This is a genomic window from bacterium, assembly GCA_028821235.1.
Classification (GTDB): Bacteria; Actinomycetota; Acidimicrobiia; order Spongiisociales; family Spongiisociaceae; genus Spongiisocius.
Map to the genome: position 1 here is coordinate 45,560 of JAPPGV010000076.1, position 17,356 is coordinate 62,915.

At 65.6% G+C, this 17,356-nt stretch carries 17 protein-coding genes; 14 read left to right on the plus strand and 3 right to left on the minus strand.

Annotated elements, in window-relative coordinates; all coding sequences use genetic code 11:
- The first annotated feature begins 13 nt into the window (after positions 1-13).
- The 6 genes from OXK16_08090 to OXK16_08115 all read left to right on the plus strand — a co-directional run bounded on the left by OXK16_08090 (position 14) and on the right by OXK16_08115 (position 4,848).
- A complete protein-coding gene (locus tag OXK16_08090; GenBank protein MDE0375904.1) occupies positions 14-613 on the plus strand; it encodes a CDP-alcohol phosphatidyltransferase family protein in 600 nt (199 codons plus the stop codon).
- Positions 606-1,511: a phosphatidylinositol mannoside acyltransferase gene (locus tag OXK16_08095; protein MDE0375905.1), complete on the plus strand. Its 906-nt coding sequence runs from the start codon at positions 606-608 to the stop codon at positions 1,509-1,511. The genes OXK16_08090 and OXK16_08095 overlap by 8 nt, the downstream gene beginning before the upstream one ends.
- Complete coding sequence (locus OXK16_08100) at positions 1,508-2,539, plus strand: glycosyltransferase family 4 protein (GenBank protein ID MDE0375906.1); 1,032 nt, start codon at positions 1,508-1,510, stop codon at positions 2,537-2,539. The genes OXK16_08095 and OXK16_08100 overlap by 4 nt, the downstream gene beginning before the upstream one ends.
- Before the next feature lie 79 nt (positions 2,540-2,618).
- The gene (gene pdxS, locus OXK16_08105) at positions 2,619-3,521 is read left to right on the plus strand and encodes a pyridoxal 5'-phosphate synthase lyase subunit PdxS (protein ID MDE0375907.1); all 903 of its coding nucleotides are present in this window, start codon (positions 2,619-2,621) and stop codon (positions 3,519-3,521) included.
- Between the two features lie 20 nt (positions 3,522-3,541).
- On the plus strand, positions 3,542-4,102 hold the full coding sequence (pdxT, locus tag OXK16_08110) for a pyridoxal 5'-phosphate synthase glutaminase subunit PdxT (protein ID MDE0375908.1): 561 nt from the start codon (positions 3,542-3,544) through the stop codon (positions 4,100-4,102).
- A gap of 5 nt (positions 4,103-4,107) precedes the next feature.
- Positions 4,108-4,848, plus strand: a complete 741-nt coding sequence (locus OXK16_08115; GenBank protein MDE0375909.1) for a YebC/PmpR family DNA-binding transcriptional regulator — start codon at positions 4,108-4,110, stop codon at positions 4,846-4,848.
- 181 nt (positions 4,849-5,029) lie between these two features.
- Here the strand turns inward: OXK16_08115 and OXK16_08120 are convergent, their stop codons facing one another.
- Positions 5,030-6,748 carry a molybdopterin-dependent oxidoreductase gene (locus OXK16_08120; protein ID MDE0375910.1) on the minus strand — a complete coding sequence of 573 codons (1,719 nt, stop codon included), beginning with the start codon at positions 6,746-6,748 and terminating at the stop codon, positions 5,030-5,032.
- 197 nt (positions 6,749-6,945) lie between these two features.
- Here OXK16_08120 and msrB point away from each other — a divergent pair, with 197 nt between their 5' ends.
- On the plus strand, positions 6,946-7,359 hold the full coding sequence (gene msrB, locus OXK16_08125; protein ID MDE0375911.1) for a peptide-methionine (R)-S-oxide reductase MsrB: 414 nt from the start codon (positions 6,946-6,948) through the stop codon (positions 7,357-7,359).
- 270 nt (positions 7,360-7,629) lie between these two features.
- Here msrB and OXK16_08130 read toward each other — a convergent pair whose 3' ends face one another.
- The gene (locus tag OXK16_08130; protein ID MDE0375912.1) at positions 7,630-8,373 is read right to left on the minus strand and encodes a TIGR00266 family protein; all 744 of its coding nucleotides are present in this window, start codon (positions 8,371-8,373) and stop codon (positions 7,630-7,632) included.
- 167 nt (positions 8,374-8,540) lie between these two features.
- On the opposite strand from OXK16_08130, the gene OXK16_08135 reads away from it, so the two are divergent.
- The 6 genes from OXK16_08135 to OXK16_08160 all read left to right on the plus strand — a co-directional run bounded on the left by OXK16_08135 (position 8,541) and on the right by OXK16_08160 (position 15,564).
- Positions 8,541-9,779: a YncE family protein gene (locus tag OXK16_08135; protein ID MDE0375913.1), complete on the plus strand. Its 1,239-nt coding sequence runs from the start codon at positions 8,541-8,543 to the stop codon at positions 9,777-9,779.
- Positions 9,780-10,341: 562 nt separating this feature from the next.
- Positions 10,342-11,955: a hypothetical protein gene (locus tag OXK16_08140; GenBank protein ID MDE0375914.1), complete on the plus strand. Its 1,614-nt coding sequence runs from the start codon at positions 10,342-10,344 to the stop codon at positions 11,953-11,955.
- Between the two features lie 176 nt (positions 11,956-12,131).
- The gene (locus OXK16_08145; GenBank protein ID MDE0375915.1) at positions 12,132-13,367 is read left to right on the plus strand and encodes an HNH endonuclease signature motif containing protein; all 1,236 of its coding nucleotides are present in this window, start codon (positions 12,132-12,134) and stop codon (positions 13,365-13,367) included.
- 60 nt (positions 13,368-13,427) lie between these two features.
- Positions 13,428-13,967, plus strand: coding sequence for a GNAT family N-acetyltransferase (locus OXK16_08150; GenBank protein ID MDE0375916.1), 540 nt, complete (start codon positions 13,428-13,430; stop codon positions 13,965-13,967).
- Positions 13,968-14,018: 51 nt separating this feature from the next.
- Positions 14,019-14,456 (plus strand): cupin domain-containing protein, encoded by a 438-nt coding sequence (locus tag OXK16_08155; GenBank protein MDE0375917.1) that lies wholly within the window; start codon positions 14,019-14,021, stop codon positions 14,454-14,456.
- A gap of 49 nt (positions 14,457-14,505) precedes the next feature.
- Positions 14,506-15,564 (plus strand): hypothetical protein, encoded by a 1,059-nt coding sequence (locus OXK16_08160; protein MDE0375918.1) that lies wholly within the window; start codon positions 14,506-14,508, stop codon positions 15,562-15,564.
- A gap of 162 nt (positions 15,565-15,726) precedes the next feature.
- Here OXK16_08160 and OXK16_08165 read toward each other — a convergent pair whose 3' ends face one another.
- A complete protein-coding gene (locus OXK16_08165; GenBank protein ID MDE0375919.1) occupies positions 15,727-15,867 on the minus strand; it encodes a hypothetical protein in 141 nt (46 codons plus the stop codon).
- A 179-nt stretch (positions 15,868-16,046) separates the two neighbouring features.
- Here OXK16_08165 and OXK16_08170 point away from each other — a divergent pair, with 179 nt between their 5' ends.
- A complete protein-coding gene (locus OXK16_08170; GenBank protein MDE0375920.1) occupies positions 16,047-16,754 on the plus strand; it encodes a hypothetical protein in 708 nt (235 codons plus the stop codon).
- Positions 16,755-17,356 lie beyond the last annotated feature (602 nt).

Sequence of the window (17,356 nt, forward strand, 5' to 3'; positions counted from 1 at the left end):
GGAAGGAGCCACCGTGATCGAAGTCTGGGCCCGCGAGCATGTCGACAAAGTGGTGGCGCCTATCGGACGTGGCCTGGCCCGCCTCGGGGTGCGACCCGCCCACCTGACCGTGACGGGGCTGGTGGTCACCCTGGTCGGATCGACTCTGCTCGCCACTGGCAGCGTGGTCATCGGCGCCCTGGTCATCCTGGGCGGCTCGGCTCTCGACGGGTTGGACGGGTCGGTTGCCCGGGCGTCGGGATCGGACTCACCCCGGGGTGCGCTGCTCGACTCCGTATTCGATCGTATCGGCGAGACGGCCATGTTCGCGGCCTGCTCCTTCTGGCTCACCTCACGGCTCTCACCCGACGAGGGCGACCCTGCCCTCGTCGTGCTCTGCGTCCTGAGCCTGGGCGCATCTCTGGTCATCTCCTACCTGCGGGCCAAGGCCGACATCGGGCGGGTGGAGGGTCGGGGCGGCTTGATGGGCCGGGCGGAGCGGGTCATCCTCTTCGCGGCCGGGTTCATCTTCGATCAGGTCACGGTCATGCTGTGGCTGATGGCCATCCTCACCTGGCTAACCGTCTTCCAGCGGTTCTTCAAGACCTGGCGGCAGCTGTCAGCGGGTGACTGACCTGCTCACCTACCTGACCTACCGGGCAGGCGCGGGGATCTTCGGAGCTCTACCCGAACCGATCGTCCGCCACCTGGGTCGCTGGGCAGGCCGGCTCTGCTGGCTCTGGGCGGGGGAGCGCAAGGCCATGGCGATCCGGCACATGGGAAGGGTGCTCGGCCGGAGCGATGGGCCGGCGGTGGAGCGAGCGGCCCGGGAGGTGTTCAGCGCCTACGGTCGCTACTGGGCGGAGACGCTCTGGTTCCGCCCGCGGCGGGCCGAGGTGGTGAGGTCACGGGTGACGCTGATAGGGCTGGAACACGTCCGGGCGGCCCAGGAGTCCGGGAGGCCGATTGTGGCGGCACTTCCCCACGTGGGCAACTGGGAGTTGGCGGGCACCCTCGCAGAGGATGCGGGAGTCCGGATCACCGCCGTGGCGGAGGCGCTGGCCAACCGCCGCCTGGCCCGGTGGTTCACCGGCATGCGGGCCCAACTCGGCATCCGGGTGGTGCTGGCGGAAGGCCTGTCCACGATGCGGGCACTGCGCAACGACATGATGGAGGGACGGGTGATCGCTCTGGTCGCCGACCGTAACATCGGCGGGCGCGGCGTGGAAGTGGAATTCTTCGGTGAGAAGACCACCCTGCCGGCCGGTCCGGCCGCCCTGGCGATCCGCAACGATGCGGTCCTGCTCCCCGTGGTCTCGTACTTCAAACGGGGTGCTGGTCACCGGGTGGTCGTGCATGCTCCCATCGAGGATCCCGGTCCGGAGGACCCCGAGCGGATGGGCAGCATCACCCAGCAGCTGGCGCACCGGTACGAGGACATGATCCGGGAGGCTCCCACCCAGTGGCACCTGGTGCAACCCAACTGGCCGTCCGACCATGACTTACTCGAACGGCGCCGGGGGGATGCTTGAGGGTCGCCGTAGTCTCCCCGTACGCCCTCGACATCCCGGGGGGCGTCCAGCAGCAGGTACTCGGGCTGGTCGAGCATCTCCGGCGGCTGGGCCAGGAAGCCTTCGCGGTGGGTCCGGGAGCCGGCGCCGCGGGCGCGAATGCGGGCCGACCGGTCATGTTTCCGGTGAACCGCTCCCGCGCGCCCATCGCCCTGTCGCCGATGGCGGTCCGCCGGGTTCGGGCCGCCGTGGCCGGCGCCGACGTGATCCACGTACACGAGCCGATGGTCCCCCTGGTCGGCTGGGCGGCGCTCCGGACCGGACGACCCACCGTGGTTACCTTCCACGCCGACCCGTCGCCCATGTTCCGCGCCGCGTACCGATGGGGGAGAGGCCTGGTGCGGCTGTTGCTGGGGGATGTGCTGGCCACGACGGTGAGCCGGACCGCCCGGAGCGCCGTCGAGCCGCTCGGTCTCGACGTGGTGGAGATCCCCAACGCCGTCGATGTGGGCTCGTTCAGGGTCGAGGCGCAGCGCGATCCTCGCCGGGTGGCCTTCGTGGGCCGGCCCGACCCTCGCAAAGGCCGGGACCTGCTGCTGTCCGCATGGCCGGCCGTGCGCTCCGAGGTACCGGACGCCCGGCTGGTGATAGTGGGTGGAGGGGAGTCACCCCCGGTCGAGGGCGTCGAGTACCTGGGGCGGGTGTCCGAGGCAGAGAAGCGCTCCGTCCTGGCCGGCAGCGGCGTGTTCTGCGCGCCCAACCGGGGCGGTGAGAGCTTCGGGATAACCGTTGCCGAGGGCATGGCGGCCGGGTGTGCCGTGGTGGCCAGCGACCTCCCCGCATTCGGGGACGTCCTCGGCGGGACAGGCCTCGTGTTCAGGAACGGCGACCCGGACGGCCTGGCCGGCGCCCTCAAGGCGGTACTGGCCGACCCGGGGCTGAGGGAGCGCCTGGCGGCGGGTTCTTCGGCCCGGGTCGAACGGTACGACTGGGGGAAGGTGATCTCCCGGTACACCGAGCTGTACCGCCTGGCTACCCGCGCCGGATAGCGCCCTTAAGGGTTGCGCTGAGGCTTGGACACGGTAGAATATTCCTTATAACTGGTACTATGGAAAGGACGAAATCGCCATGGAACAGGGCACCAAGGCGGAGACGACCGGCACGCTGCGGGTAAAGCGTGGCCTGGCCGAGATGCTCAAGGGTGGCGTGATCATGGATGTCGTCAACGCCGACCAGGCGAGCATCGCCGAGGAATCCGGGGCGGTGGCGGTCATGGCGCTGGAGCGGGTTCCCGCCGATATCAGGGCGCACGGGGGAGTGGCCCGGATGGCCGATCCCAGCAAGGTCCAGGAGATCATGGAGGCGGTCTCGATTCCGGTCATGGCCAAGGCCCGGATCGGCCACTTCGTGGAGGCGCAGGTGCTCCAGAGCCTCGGTGTCGACTACATCGACGAGTCCGAGGTCCTCACCCCCGCCGACAACAACCACCACATCGACAAGTGGGCCTTCACCACGCCCTTCGTGTGCGGCGCCCGCAACCTCGGGGAGGCGCTGCGCCGTATCGCCGAGGGCGCGGCCATGATCCGTACCAAGGGGGAGCCGGGTACGGGCAACGTGGTCGAGGCCGTCACCCATATGCGGCGGATGAACCGGGAGATCGCCCAGGCGGCCGCCGCCGGCGACGACCAGATGATGGCCCTGGCGCGGGACATGGGCGCACCGGTCGAACTGCTGCGCGAGGTGGCCGGGGCGGGCGGCCTGCCGGTGGTCAACTTCGCCGCCGGCGGCATCGCCACGCCCTCGGACGCCGCCATGATGATGCAGCTGGGATGCGACGGCATCTTCGTGGGCTCGGGAATCTTCAAGAGCGGCGACCCCGCTGTCAGGGCCCGGGCGATCGTGGAGGCCACCACCTTCTACCGTGATCCCGAGATCGTGGCCAAGGTGTCCCGCAATCTCGGCGAGGCCATGGTCGGGATCGAGATCGACGACATACCGGCCGGCCAGCGGATGCAGGAGCGAGGCTGGTAGAGACCGCGCCCGGGGCGCCGGTGGTCGGGGTGCTCGCCCTCCAGGGAGACGTCCGCGAGCACGCCCGGATGGTGGCCGCCTCCGGTGGCGTTCCCCGGGAGATCCGGACGCCCACCGACCTGGAAGGCATCGACGCCCTCATCATCCCGGGAGGAGAGTCGACCACCATCGGGCGGCTCGCCACCCTCTACGGGCTGGTCGACCCCCTCCGCGGCCGCATCTCGGACGGGCTCCCCACCCTCGGCACCTGCGCCGGGATGATCTTCCTGTCCACAGCGGTGACCGGGGGAGACCAACCCCTGCTGGGAGCGCTCGACATGATGGTGGAGCGGAACGCCTTCGGCCGCCAGAACGAGTCGTTCGAATGCGAACTCGCCGTGGAGGGCTGGGAGGATGCGTTCCCTGCGGTCTTCATCCGGGCACCCGTGGTGGACCGGACCGCCCCCGACATCGAGGTGCTGGCCAGCCACGAGGGCCGGCCCGTGCTGGTGAGAAAGGACCATGTCATGGCGTGCGCCTTCCACCCCGAGCTCACGGGCGACGACCGTGTCCACCGGATGCTCATCGACCTCGTGGCCTGACGTCGATGGCCGGTCATTCCAAGTGGGCGAACATCAAGCACCGCAAGGGGCGGCAGGACGCCGCCCGTGGCAACCTGTTCGCCAAGCTGTGCCGCGCCGTGGAGGCCGCGGCTCGTCAGGGTGGGGGCGATCCGGCGGGCAACGCCGTGCTGGCCACCGCCATCGACAAGGCCAGGTCCGCCTCGGTGCCCAAGGACAACATCGAACGGGCCATCAAACGCGGCACCGGAGAGCTGGTCGGCGAACGCCTCGACACGTTCTTCTACGAAGGCTACGCGCCAGGGGGAGTGGCGTTGCTGGTGCAGGCGCTCACCGACAACCGGAACCGGGCCGCCTCCGACATCCGGTCCGCCTTCACCCGGAACGGGGGCAACCTCGGCGAGCCGGGTTCCGTCGCCTACCTGTTCGACCAGAAGGGTTACCTTCTAGTAGACGGTGATGAAGACGAGATCTTGATGGCTGCCCTGGAGTCAGGCGCCGAGGACGTACGGCAGAGCGGGGACCAGTTCGAGGTGATCACGGCGCCCACCGACTTCCCGACCGTCCGGGATGCCCTGGCCAGCGCCGAGCTGTCCGTACAGTCCGCCGAGATCACCCAGCTCCCGTCCACGACCATCCCACTGGACGCTTCGGGCGCCGCCAGGGTCCTGCGCCTGGTGGACACGCTGGACGACCTGGCCGATGTGCAAGGCGTCTACGGCAACTTCGACATCCCCGACGACTATCTCGCCACCCTGGCCGAGTAGTGGTCTGTCTGTGGAATGGCGGCGTGGTATGGCGTCGGCAGCGGTGTTCCTCGCAAGGCCCGCTGACGAAGGCGTACCCGTAGGGTACGTTGAGGAAGCGGAACGCAGCGACGGGACGCCGATGACCGCCAGATCACGCCAAGTTGTTTCGCAGACAGACCACTAGCAGGTCGGCGCCGGATCAGACCACAACCACCTGGACGGTGTGGTAGCCGGTGGCCCCGTCCGGCCGCGGCGGGACTATCTCGGAGGTCTGGGTGTACCCGGTCCGGTCGGTAGCCCGCACCGCGATGGTGTGAGGACCCGGTGTGAAGTCGTACTCGAGGTGCCACTGGCGCCAGGTGTCGATAGCCAACTCCTCGGGCAGGATGGCCTCCATCCACGGCCCGCCATCGACCTGAACCTCGACCGTGTCGATGCCTCGATTCTGCGCCCACGCCACTCCAGCGATGGCCCGCGTACCAGCGCCGACGGTGCCCGGACGGGGCGTGTCGATGCGGGACTGGGTCTTGATCGGGGCCTGCTTGGCCCAGCCGCGCGGAATCCAGTAGGCGTCGAAGTCCTCCCAGCGGGCGAACTCGACCTCGGACAGCCACTTGGTGGCGGAGACGTACCCGTACAGGCCGGAGACCACCAGCCGGGCGGGGAAGCCGTGCCTGACCGGAAGCGGCTCTCCGTTCATGCCGATGGCCAGCAGGGCCTCCCGTCCGTCGAAGACCGCCTCGGTGGGGAAGCCCACCGTGAAGCGATCGACCGAACGGCCGATCAACTGCGTGCCTTCGGGCTGGACCCCGGCCCGCTCCACCAGATCCCTGAGGGGCACGCCGAGCCACTTGGCGTTGCCGATCAGGTCGCCCCCCACGGAGTTGGAGACGCAGCAGATGGTGATGTAGCGCTCCACCATGGGAAGTGCTATCAACTCGTCATAGGTGAGGCTGAAGGGTGAGTCCACGAGGCCGGTGAAGCTGACCTCCCAGGTGTCCAGGTCGACGTTGGGGATGCTGAGAGCGGTGTCGATCCGGTAGAAGGTCTCGTTGGGCGTGATCAACTCCGACACCCCCTCCACCTGGGCGATCTGGGCGGGCGTCGGATCGGCCACGGTGCGTACCACCTCCTCAACGGCCCGGGTGGTGGTTGTCGTGGCCTCCGTCACCGGGGCTTCCTCGACCGCCGCCGCGGTGGCTGCCGTGGTGGTGGCGGCAGGCGCGGCTGTGGTAGTGGGCGAGGCGGCCACCGTAGGAAGGGTGACCTGCTCACGGGCCGCCACCACCGACTGGGTCCGGTCGGCGGCGAGCCGCCCGATCACCACCTGGCCCGCCGCGAGCACCACTGCGGCGCCCGAGGCGGTCATGAACGCCCGCCGGGAGTCCGGAGACACGGCCGGGACGGGATCGGTGCCCTCCGCGGCCGGTCCCTGGAGCAGGCGGCGGAGCAGGACGAGCACGGCGATGCCGCTCACGGCCGCCGCTACAGCCGGAATGAGGGTGGCGCCGGCGGTGGCGAGCGGATCGGTGATTCCCAGGGCGTAGCCGAGCACGCCGAAGGCCACGAAGCCGATCGCCGCCAACTCCATACGCTTGCGGGCCACCACACCCAGCAGGCCGCCGATGATGATCGTCACCACCACGATCCCGCCGATCAGGACCGCCTTGTCGTTGGTTCCGAAGACGGCGATGGCCCAGTCCTTGAGGGCGGCGGGGGTGATGTCGATGAACCGCTGCCCGATGGTCAGCACCAGCGATGGCGCCGACACGAAGAAGGAGGCGAGCATCTCGGAAAAAGCCACGGCGAACCCGCTCGCCACCAGCCCGGCGAGGAAGTAGTCCCTGGTCGATCTCCACCCGCTCGGGGGCGGGTTGCCCGAGGAGATAGCGTCCGGGCCCACAGGTTCAGCGGCCATGGGACAGGGTTAGGATCATCGTGACGGGGACTCTGTGTCTAGCCCCGACCGGGTGTGCTTGTTCAGTTGCCATGGCATAAGGATAGGATCCTTGCGATGGCTATTGCAGGCGTCCTGGCACCGAGCCCGCGGTCGGTCATGCGGAATCCTGCATGTCGCGCCGGAGAACAGCGCTACCAAGGGAAGGAACCGGAACAATGACCCCGACCCCTAGCGAAGCAGCCGCCATCCCGCAGACCGAGGAGGAGTGGCGGGAGAAGCTGACCCCGATGCAGTACCAAGTAGCTCGCGAAGCCGGTACCGAGCGGGCCTTCAGCGGCGAGTACTGGAACACCAAGGACGCCGGCACCTACATGTGCATCGGCTGCGGTATCCCGCTGTTCCGTAGCGAGACCAAGTACGACTCCGGGACCGGGTGGCCCAGCTTCTACGAATCGGTAGAGGGAGCGCCGGTGGAGGAGCGCCACGACTACAGCTACGGAATGGTGCGCACCGAGGTGGTGTGTGGCAGTTGCGACTCACACCTGGGGCACGTCTTCCCCGACGGCCCGCAGCCGACCGGTCTGCGCTACTGCATGAACTCGGCCTCGCTCGATCTCAAGCCCGACTGACCCGGCCGATTCTCGGACAACCTGCGCCGGTCACCCTCCCACAGAGGGGTTGAACGTGTCACTTGGTCGTTGTATGTTGTTGAACAACCGCAATAACCAACGGCCCGGTACGGACGTCTACCAGGCCGCTCGAGGGATCAAATCGTTCGGGGCAGCCCCCACCAGGGCATAGCACAACGCGCCCCGACCCCAGGTGGTGGCGGTGGGGGAGGGCCCAACGGGCGAAGCCCGATCTCCGCGATTTTCGCGTTCTTGGCCGACTAGCGGCCGCTAGCCGCTGTTGCCGGGCGTTGGGATGTAACGGATCACCTCGTCGACCAGCTTGCTGAAGGGGAGCGACTGCAACCAGACCCGTCCGGTGCCTTCCAAGGTCGCCAGGAACAGGCCCTCGCCGCCCAGGAACATGGTCGACGCCCGTCCGGCCCGCTCGATCGAGAACTCGATCTGGGGCTCGAACGCCACTATGCAACCGGTGTCTATCCGGAGTTTCTCGCCCACCAAACGCTTCTCGACGATGGTGCCGCCCGCGTGTAGGAACGCCATACCGTCACCCGAGATGTCCTGGAGGATGAATCCCTCGCCGCCGAAGAATCCGGCGCCGAGTTTCCGGTTGAGGGCGATGTCGAGCTTGGTACCGCGCGCCGCGCAGAGAAACGCCTTCTGCTGGGCCCGGATCCGGCCACCGATCTGCGCGAGGTCGAGCGGCACGATCTTTCCCGGATACGGAGATCCGAACGCCACCTTACGCCGGCCGCCGCCCTGGTTGGTGAAGTGGGCCAGAAACGCCGACTCGCCCGCCAGCGCCCGCTTGCCGGCCGATTTGAGCTTCCCCCACGCCCCCTGGTTGGGTTCCGACCCGTCGCCCATCTTGACCTCGAACGTGATGCCGTCCTCGATGTACATCATCGCCCCGGACTCGGCCACCACCGTCTCCTGCGGGTCCAGTTCCACCTCCACGAACTGCAGGTCATCACCGACAATCCGGTAGTCGACCTCATGACTCCTCACGCCCACCTCCAAAACGCTGATACCGATGGACCACTCCAGAACCTACCACCGCGCCCCGTAGCTGCCGCGCCAATCCGTGCTACACGAGATTCACCAATCGATTCATGTCATAGAAGGTTGATATAGTGTTACACATGTTTAGAGGTGTCCCTCGGGTCTCTATCCGGTCTTCGATGCTTGAACCGGTGCGGATGAACCGGACGGCCCGGGCGGCCGTGATCATCGGCCTTCTACTCGGACTCCTCGCTCCGGGATACCCGGTCGAGGCTGCCGAGCCACGGACCGACACCGCCCCCTTCGGCACCATGGTCGTGAACGGATTCCTGGTGCCGATCCCGCGCCCGAAGAACGACCACCTCGTCATGCACCCGGTGGCCCGGATCAGCGGCGACCTCGCCCCCAAGTCGGTCGTGGCGTCAGGCACCGGGTTGTACCTGGCTCAGAACATGATGTACCGGCACACGATCTCGGTCCTCGACCACACGAAGCGCATCGTCAAGACCATCGACGATGCGGTCAACCTGCGGGAGTTCGGGTATGACGCCTCCGGAGACACCTACCGGGGATCACCCGTGGAGGCGGCCTTCACTTCGGACGGATCGTTCGCATTCGTGTCCAACTACCGCATGTACGGCCCGGGATACGACCCGCAGGCCGGCAGCGACAGCTGCGGTAAGGACCAGGGACAGGACAGTTTCGTGTACCGCATAGACGCCACGGCGCTTGAGATCGACCGTGTCTATCCGGTCGGTCCCGTACCGAAGCACCTGGCCGTGACGCCGGACGACCGTCTCCTGGTGGTATCGAACTGGTGCGGCTTCGATGTCACAGTCATCGACCTGGTCACACATGAGACGCTTGCGGAGATCTACGTCGGTAGGCACCCGAGAGGGGTCGCCATCACGAGCGACGGTACGACCGCGTACGTGGCCGTGATGGGCTCGACCGGCATAGCCGCCATCGACCTCTCGGCGTTCTCATCCGAGGGTGCGGATCGCGGGACAACAGGCCCACCCGCGCCGACGTACATACGCGACGTCGGGATCTCGCCGCGCCATCTGGTGCTGAGCCCGGACGGCAGAACCCTGTATGCGACGCTCAACGGAGAGGACGCGGTGGTAGCGGTCGATCTCGACTCGGGACAGGTCATCCGCCGCGCCCGGACCGGCCAGGCGCCCCGCAGCATTGATATCTCCTCCGACGGCACGGCCCTCTATGTCGTCAACTACAAGTCGCACACCGTGAGCAAGCTACGGGCCCGCGACTTCACCATCCTCCAGGAGCTCGACACGACCCCCAGACCCATCGGGATCACCTACGACCCCTTCAGCAACGAGGTCTGGGTCTCAACCTATTCGGGCACCATCCACGTATACGCCGAGCAGGCCACGGGGCCGGCTTACGGCACCTGACCGTCCCGCAGATAGCGCGGTACCTGAGTCGAAATCCTTCTCTTGGGGCTGTCGATCACAGCGGTGGGGCCACCAGCGACGTGCATCACTAACTCCTCGACGAAGTTACCGTCGTTCCCATGGGAGCCATCCTGATGGCGGGAAGCGTCTTTCGAGTCCCAGCCGCCGAACGGGATGCGTCACGGCGGCGGAGGCTTCACGCTCGGGAATGCTCTTCGGCCGGAGGGTGGCGATCAGGGGAATCAGTTACCGGATTTCGGTGTCGGGAGAGTGACGCGGAGGGTAACCCCTCAGCCGGAAGACACCGACACCACCGGCATCGGCGTCAAGGTCACCAACCCGAGAGTGAGAGTTGGGACCGACCCATCACTCCCACCGTCCTCTCACGAAGCCTCGCTGGCCGACTCCGGCCCGGGAGCGGCAGCGTGTCATTGAGCCACCAACCACTTGGCCGCCCTGTCCCCGTGCCTGGGGTCCTCACCTCTGCGGGATTCCCCGGTGCGAGGGCCAGTTCGGCCGGAACCCGAATTGGCTATACGTGACCTCTGAAAGGAGGTGAGAGATGACCGGAGAAAAGGAGTCATCCAGCAGCAAGACGAAGCCTGGCACCGTCGCCATAACAGTGGCAGGCTTCACGGTGCTGACGACAGTCGCACTGCTCACTGCCTGGCCGACCCCGGCCCTCAGCGTTGTTCCTGATCCCACCCCCGTATGTCCCGCCCCCATCGCCGAGGGCGATTCCGACCGCATCGGGATGCGCTGGGACGGCCCCCCGATCGGCCCCAAGTACTTCTACGCCTCAATCGATGGCCACACCGCCGACTACAGGGACTTCGCGGCCTATGGGAGGCTGAGGGTCGACGCCCAGGGCGATAGCGACACCCTGTGGGTCCCCGTGGTGACGACGCAGGACACCCGGCCTGAACACGACGAGACCTTCGAAATGGGCCTCTTCGCCCATGGCAGATTCCACTCCTGCGTCGTCACGATCGTGGACGACGACGCCCCGACCATCACCGGGGTGGCCGTCACCTCCACGCCTGCCCGGGGAGATAGCTACCGCAGCGGGGAGAACATCGACATCACGCTGACCTTCGACATGGCGGTAGATGTGGCGGACGATGCTTGGCTGACCCTCCGCCTCGGAGACGGAGACCATTACACCCCAAGAGAAGCGCGGTACCTCCGGGGCTCCGGGACCAGACACCTGGTCTTCCGGTACCAGGTCCAACCCTCCGACAGTGACCCTGACGGCATCGCTGTCAGCGGCACCGCCCACGATGACGGCTCAACCCACGGCTTGGGCGGCACCGTCTATGCGCGGGGGACCGACGTACCAATCGATCGCACCCACGCAGGTCTCGAAACGGCGGCCAACCACAAAGTCGACGGCAGACCCTATGTGAAACATGTCGGGGTCATCTCAACGCCGCCCGACGGATGGGAGACCTACCGGGCTGGTCAGGCCATCGAGATCGCACTCACCTTCGACACCAACGTGGTCGTGGAAGGAGAAGTGCGCCTGGGACTCTATGTCGGTCTGATCCATGACAACTGGGCCGAAGCCTGGCGAGAGGCCGGCTACCTCAGAGGCTCGGGCACCGACACCCTGGTCTTCAGCTACACCGTCGCGCCGGGAGACACGGACATCAGGGGGATCGCCATCCCCGGCGGCGCCATCGCAGTCCTGGGAAGCGGGACCATCAAGGCCGAAGGCACCGATGTCGAATACCAGATGCATTTCCCGGCTACCGGCCATCTACCGGATCACAAGATCGACACCGCCGCTCCCACAGTCTCGGGCATCTACGTAACATCCCGGCCCGCCAACGGGCAGGCCTACCGGACGGGCGAAACAATCAGGGTGGAGGTGGTGTTCAGCGAACCGGTCACCGGGACCGGCGACCTCCAGTTGGAACTGGACATCGGCGGTGAGAACCGGCGTGCCACCCTCCGGCCCGACACCAACCCGAACCGGCGCTTCAACAACGACCTGGTGTTCGAATACCAGGTCCAGGCAGACGACACCGACCCCGACGGAATCCAGATCAGCGCCAACAGCATCCAACTCAACGGCGGCACCATCCACGACCGCGCCGGTAACGCCGCCGCCCTCTCCCACCAACCCGTTGCCGCCTACCCGCACCAAAAGGTCAGCACCGACGTCGACTACTAGGAGTTCCTCGGAAGCGGGTGTTACGAGGACTTGGTCCACGTATGCGCTAGTCGGCCGGACGCCTCTCCCGGCTCCCCGCTGATAAACGCTCTCACTCAGTCATTAGCTGTATATGTGTGATAATTTTTCAAGCATCCTTCATAGCTTGTCACAGGGTGTTGTTATGCTCATACATTATGTATGAAGTGACAGCTTTCCACGATGCCGACTCGATCCTGGTCGCCGAGAACAACCTCAACGATGCCCAGCGGGAGATCGACCGCCTCCGTGGCCGCCAGCTTGCCTGGTTGAAGATGGTGGTTCGCCATCGGGGCATCGTCCGGGACGGGTACCGCTCCCTGATCGACTGGACAGCCTCTCGGCTGGACATACCTCATACGGTTGCTCGGGATCTCGCCTATCTGGCCCGGCGGTTGGACGATGACACCATCGACCTCATAGGGCGAGGGCACCTGCCCTTCGACCGCACCGTCTCCCAGCGGCGGCTCCTCCAAGCCGGAGCCAGCCCCTCCGATGTAGCCGCGTCAGAGGACCTGGACCTGGCAGGGGTCACGAAGCTGGCCACCAGGTTCCGCAAGCTCAGCAGGGGAGACGAGCGGAGCGCCTTCGAGCGGCAGTATGTCAACCTGCGCGTGTCCGACGACGGCGCTGTATGGCACCTGTCGGGCAGGTTCACGGCCACCGACGGACAACTCGTGCGCCACGCCCTGGACCGCCGAGCCGACCAGATCCCACCCCTCACCTCCGACTCCGATCCCGAATCTGAGCTGACACCCACTCAGAAACAAGCCATCGGCCTCGTCACCATGGCCCAAGACGACCTGGACCAACACCTCATCCCCGGCGACCCCGCCGGGCGGGAACCCGTAATCATGCTCATCAAGGACGAAGCCCTCGCCGACCAATCAGACAACACCCAAGGCGTAGAGGTGTTCGGGGGCCCCCGGGTCGGACCCCAAATCGTCGAGACGGTCGAATGCGAAGGACGCACCGAAGAAGTCACCATCCAGGACAGCCAAGTCGTGGAAATCGGGCCAGTGCAACGTCAGGTTCCCAAACGGCTCCGCCGAGCAGTGTTAGCAAGGGACCGGAAGTGTGTGATCGACTCGTGCCGGAGCGGCTACCGGCTCCAAACCCACCACATCATCCCCAGACGCGACGGCGGTCCCGACACGGCCGACAACCTCGCCACCCTCTGCTGGTACCACCACCACATCGCCATCCACCGAAGAGGACACCGCATCGACCGCCACACACCACCACACCGCCGCCGGCTCCTTCCACCCCGAACCTGGCCCCACTACCGGCACCCCACCAACGTCGAGTACCTCAGCCCCCACCAACAACAACAGCGCGCCTACCAGGCCTTCCTCGACAAATACCACCCCCAACAACCCCACCCCGGCGGATAGCAACCACACCTATACCGGACACGCCCGGCGTCCCGAAGCGCCTGGTCATAAGATGTTTCCATGCGTATCAGGACTGCGGAATTGCGGGATGCCGACTCGCTCGCCAGGGTTCACGTCGACTCGTGGCGGTCCACCTATGCCGGCATCTTGCCTGACGAGTTCTTGGCCGGACTCTCGTACCGGGACAGGGAGTCGTTCTGGGAACAGGTCCTGACGACGGCGCGGCCCACCGTCAGCAACTTCCTCGCGGAAACCGCATCCGGTTATGTGGTCGGCTTGGCCGGGGGAGGGCCGGAGCGAACGGGCAACGAGACCTACGTGGGGGAGCTCTATCTCGTCTACCTACTCGAGCAGTACCAGCGCAGGGGTTTGGGGCGCCTCCTCGTCTCGGCCGTGGCGGAGAGGCTGGTGGCGGACGGGTTCGAATCGATGCTGCTGTGGGTGGCAAAGGACAACCATCCCGCGTGCCGCTTCTATGAGGCGCTCGGAGGGGAACCGATCGACAGCAGAACCATCGACATCGCCGGAGCAGGCATAGCCGAAGTGGCCTACGGATGGCAGCAGGTCGCCGACCTGTTGACCGATCAGGCAGGAGTCTGAGCAACCCACACTACAGTGGAGCGCCCAATTCGCCTGCCCGGGACCGTGATCATGTCCATCCGAAGGTTCACCGAAGTCGAGGCCTACCAGCACGCCGACGACGGCTACTACTACCGGCCGCTGGTCGCCGGGAAGGAGCTGTTCTCCTACGTGGCCCACGTTCCCGCCGGCGGCTACATGCCACCCGATGCCGAGGAGGCCGAGCTGTTCGAGCTCTCGCTGTTCATGCTCGAGGGACACCTCGACGGGATCCTCGACGAGGACCGCGTGGCCCTTTCTCCCGGCGATGCGCTCCACATTCCCAGGGGAATGCCCTTCGGAGTAGAGAACCGGGGTTCTGCCACGGTCTCGTTCGTGCTCAGCTTCGCACCACCGCCACCCGGAGTAGACCTCGACACCATGAAGCAGTCAGCCATTGACCGCGGCCGGGTTGTCATCGAAGCCCCCGACGTAGAGGACGTAGTAGGCCCAGTCACCTTCCCGGCGTAGGCATCAGAGTCTCGGCCGGCGGTTTGGACTCGGCACAACAGGGGCGTAGATGACTATCTCGGGAATCTGGACGCGAAACGATGAAGGATGGCAACTCAGCCGACCCGAAGGGTTCCCTGACGAGGCGACGCTACACAGGCTGATCGAAGACACGCCAGAGATGCTGCCCCTGGCCGGCGCGCCGGCACTCTTGGTACTCGGTAGGGAAGTGCCCCTGGGATCGGGCTGCGCGGACCTCGTGGGGGTCGAGGCGTCGGGCCGGCCGGTCATCATCGAGATCAAGCTGGCGCAGAACAACGAGGCTCGCCGCGCTGTCGTTGCGCAAATCCTTGCCTACGCGGCCAACCTCCACGGTACGACCCGGGAACAACTGGAGGACCGCTTCAGTTCGGAGTTGAAGCAACGCGGCCACGAGTCCCTTGTGGATGCGATGAGATCGGTCCAAGAGGAGGCGCTCGACGCCGAGGAGTTCACAACATCTCTCGACGAGCACCTGCAAGAGGGCAGGTTCCGGCTCGTATTCGTACTCGACGACGTGCCGGCTGAGTTGATGACGCTGGTCGCTTACCTGGAACACGTCACCGACAAGTTAATGATTGACCTAGTCGCCGTTAACTCCTTCGACGTGGACGGCGCTTCCGTAGTCCTGCCGCAACGGGTAACCCCCGAACGGCACGAAGTAACCGTCAACGAGAAACGCCGCGGCAAGTCCGGCACCCTCTATCGGGGGAGCGAGAGATTCGAGCAGAGCATCAACCAAGCACCTCCCGAGAGCCACGAGACACTGCACAGGCTCCTCCTGTGGGCTCGGAGTCTCGAAGCGAACGGTTGGATACGACTCGCTACCTTCGAGGGCAAGGGAGCGAAGCGATTCACCTTGCTCCCACGTCTCGTGGTCGAGAACGTGGGCCTAGTCACGATCTGGAATGAGCGCGGCGCCTACCTGGCCTTTTGGCGCAGCGTATTCGAGAAGAAGGCGCCTCAATTCATCGACCCGATCGAGAAACTGCTCGACACCCGCCTCGGCCAGGGCACGACAACCCGGAACGTCAACGAGAACCTCCTCGCCACTCTTACGGAGGCATACGAACACGCCGCAGAGACCTGAACCTCGGCTTGGCGTGGATGGGCGCGTGTCGGCGGGGAGTGTGACTGCCGAGTGGTATCAAGTAGGTTCTCGTAGTGGGGAGGACTCGAAGTGGCTGTTGAGATGGCGATCTGGAGGATGACTGAGGCAGGGCCTCGGTACCTGGTGTCATCGCCGCTCGATTCAGAACAGCGTCTCGAGGATATGCTCGCTGAAGATCCCGGCATGTGCGGGATGGATCTGCTTGTCGTCGGACGCCAGGTGCGGACCCGATATGGCGGATACATTGATCTCTTGGCCCTGGATGCTGACGGTCGCGCCCATGTCCTCGAGCTAAAGCGTGATCGGACTCCTCGCGACGTTGTCGCCAGACACTCGACTACGGGTCTTGGGTACAGGATCTAGGCATAGAGGATCTGCAGCAGATCTATCTGGACCACCAAGATGGCGAAACCGACCTCGGAGAGGCCTTCGCCGAGCGATTCGACAGCCCGCTTCCGGATGTGGTCAATGCCGATCAGCAGCTCACGATCATCGCGTCCGAACTCGACCAGACGTCTGATCGCATTGTCGAGTTCCTCGCAGAGTCGTACGGTGTACCCATCAACGCCGTGTTCTTCCGCCACTTCAGCGACGAGGACCGTGACTACCTCGCGCGAACGTGGCTACTCGATCCACAGCCGGACGGAGACACGACGCAGCGACCACCGCGGCGAAAGAGCAGGCCATGGAACGGTCGGGACTTCTACTGTGTCCTCGACCGGGCCGATCAGCCCGAACGCTGGTCATTAGCCAGAAAGTACGGTCTCCTAAGCGCAGGCGGGGGATCGCGCTACTGGAAACCCTTAAGACACCTCACACTGGACAAACGCGTGTTCGCATATGTGGGTGGCGCAGGCTATGTCGGCATAGGCCGGGTCATCGGCGAGATGACTCCCGCTCGCGCTGCCGACGTTGAGATCGACGGACAAAGCCAACCACTCCTCCGTCAACCAGAGCTAAGCGCCGAGAAGTGGAAGAACGCCGACTCGGAGGACCCCGATCTGACGGAGATGGTGGTACCGGTCGAGTGGCTGGGCACCCGGCCCATCGAGGACGCGATCTGGCAGAAGGGCCTCTTCGCTTCACAAATCACGGCATGCAAGCTAAAGGACGAGAACACGATCAAGACCGTCGAGACCGCATTCGGACTGGACCTCACAGCGGACTGATCGAGCATCCCTCAAGGATCGCCGCCCGGACAAGCGGACCAGGAGGAAGTACGGATGGATCTAGGAAAGCTAGAGCGCGGGAATGTCAGGGAGGCGTGGCCGCACGAAGCGCATAACTTCACTCCTTGGCTAGCAGAAAACTTGGACCACCTCTCGGCCGAACTGGGCATCGACGACCTAGAACTTGAGGGCACCGAAGTAAGCGTCGGCCCACATCGTGCCGATATCGTTGCTCGGATACCGCAGGAAGGCTCCCTCGTACTGATAGAGAATCAGTTAGAGCGTGCCAACCTCCAGCACCTAGGCCAAATGCTCGCATATCTGGCCGGCTTGGAAGCGAAGATCGTGGTCTGGGTCGCCGCCGGCTTCGATGAGCCCCATCTGTCGGCTATCCGCTGGCCAACAACCACACTACGGATCCCTTCGCGTTCTTCGCCGTGCGCGTCAGCGTTGTCCGTATAGGGGATTCGCCGCTCGCCCCTGTCTTTGATGTGATCGAACGTCCCAACGAGTGGGATCGGACCGTTGGGGAGATAACCCCCAGCGGATCGCTCAGCCCAGTCGGCCAGTTCCGGCGGGACTTTTGGGCGCACTTCGGAAGG

Coding starts and splice junctions, on each gene's coding strand:
- pdxS (MDE0375907.1), top strand. CDS start 2,619: ATGGAACAGGGCACCAAGGCGGAGACGACCGGCACGCTGCGGGTAAAG.
- OXK16_08115 (MDE0375909.1), top strand. CDS start 4,108: ATGGCCGGTCATTCCAAGTGGGCGAACATCAAGCACCGCAAGGGGCGG.
- OXK16_08120 (MDE0375910.1), bottom strand. CDS start 6,748: ATGGCCGCTGAACCTGTGGGCCCGGACGCTATCTCCTCGGGCAACCCG.
- msrB (MDE0375911.1), top strand. CDS start 6,946: ATGACCCCGACCCCTAGCGAAGCAGCCGCCATCCCGCAGACCGAGGAG.
- OXK16_08135 (MDE0375913.1), top strand. CDS start 8,541: ATGCTTGAACCGGTGCGGATGAACCGGACGGCCCGGGCGGCCGTGATC.
- OXK16_08140 (MDE0375914.1), top strand. CDS start 10,342: ATGACCGGAGAAAAGGAGTCATCCAGCAGCAAGACGAAGCCTGGCACC.
- OXK16_08145 (MDE0375915.1), top strand. CDS start 12,132: ATGTATGAAGTGACAGCTTTCCACGATGCCGACTCGATCCTGGTCGCC.
- OXK16_08150 (MDE0375916.1), top strand. CDS start 13,428: ATGCGTATCAGGACTGCGGAATTGCGGGATGCCGACTCGCTCGCCAGG.
- OXK16_08155 (MDE0375917.1), top strand. CDS start 14,019: ATGTCCATCCGAAGGTTCACCGAAGTCGAGGCCTACCAGCACGCCGAC.
- OXK16_08160 (MDE0375918.1), top strand. CDS start 14,506: ATGACTATCTCGGGAATCTGGACGCGAAACGATGAAGGATGGCAACTC.
- OXK16_08165 (MDE0375919.1), bottom strand. CDS start 15,867: ATGGGCGCGACCGTCAGCATCCAGGGCCAAGAGATCAATGTATCCGCC.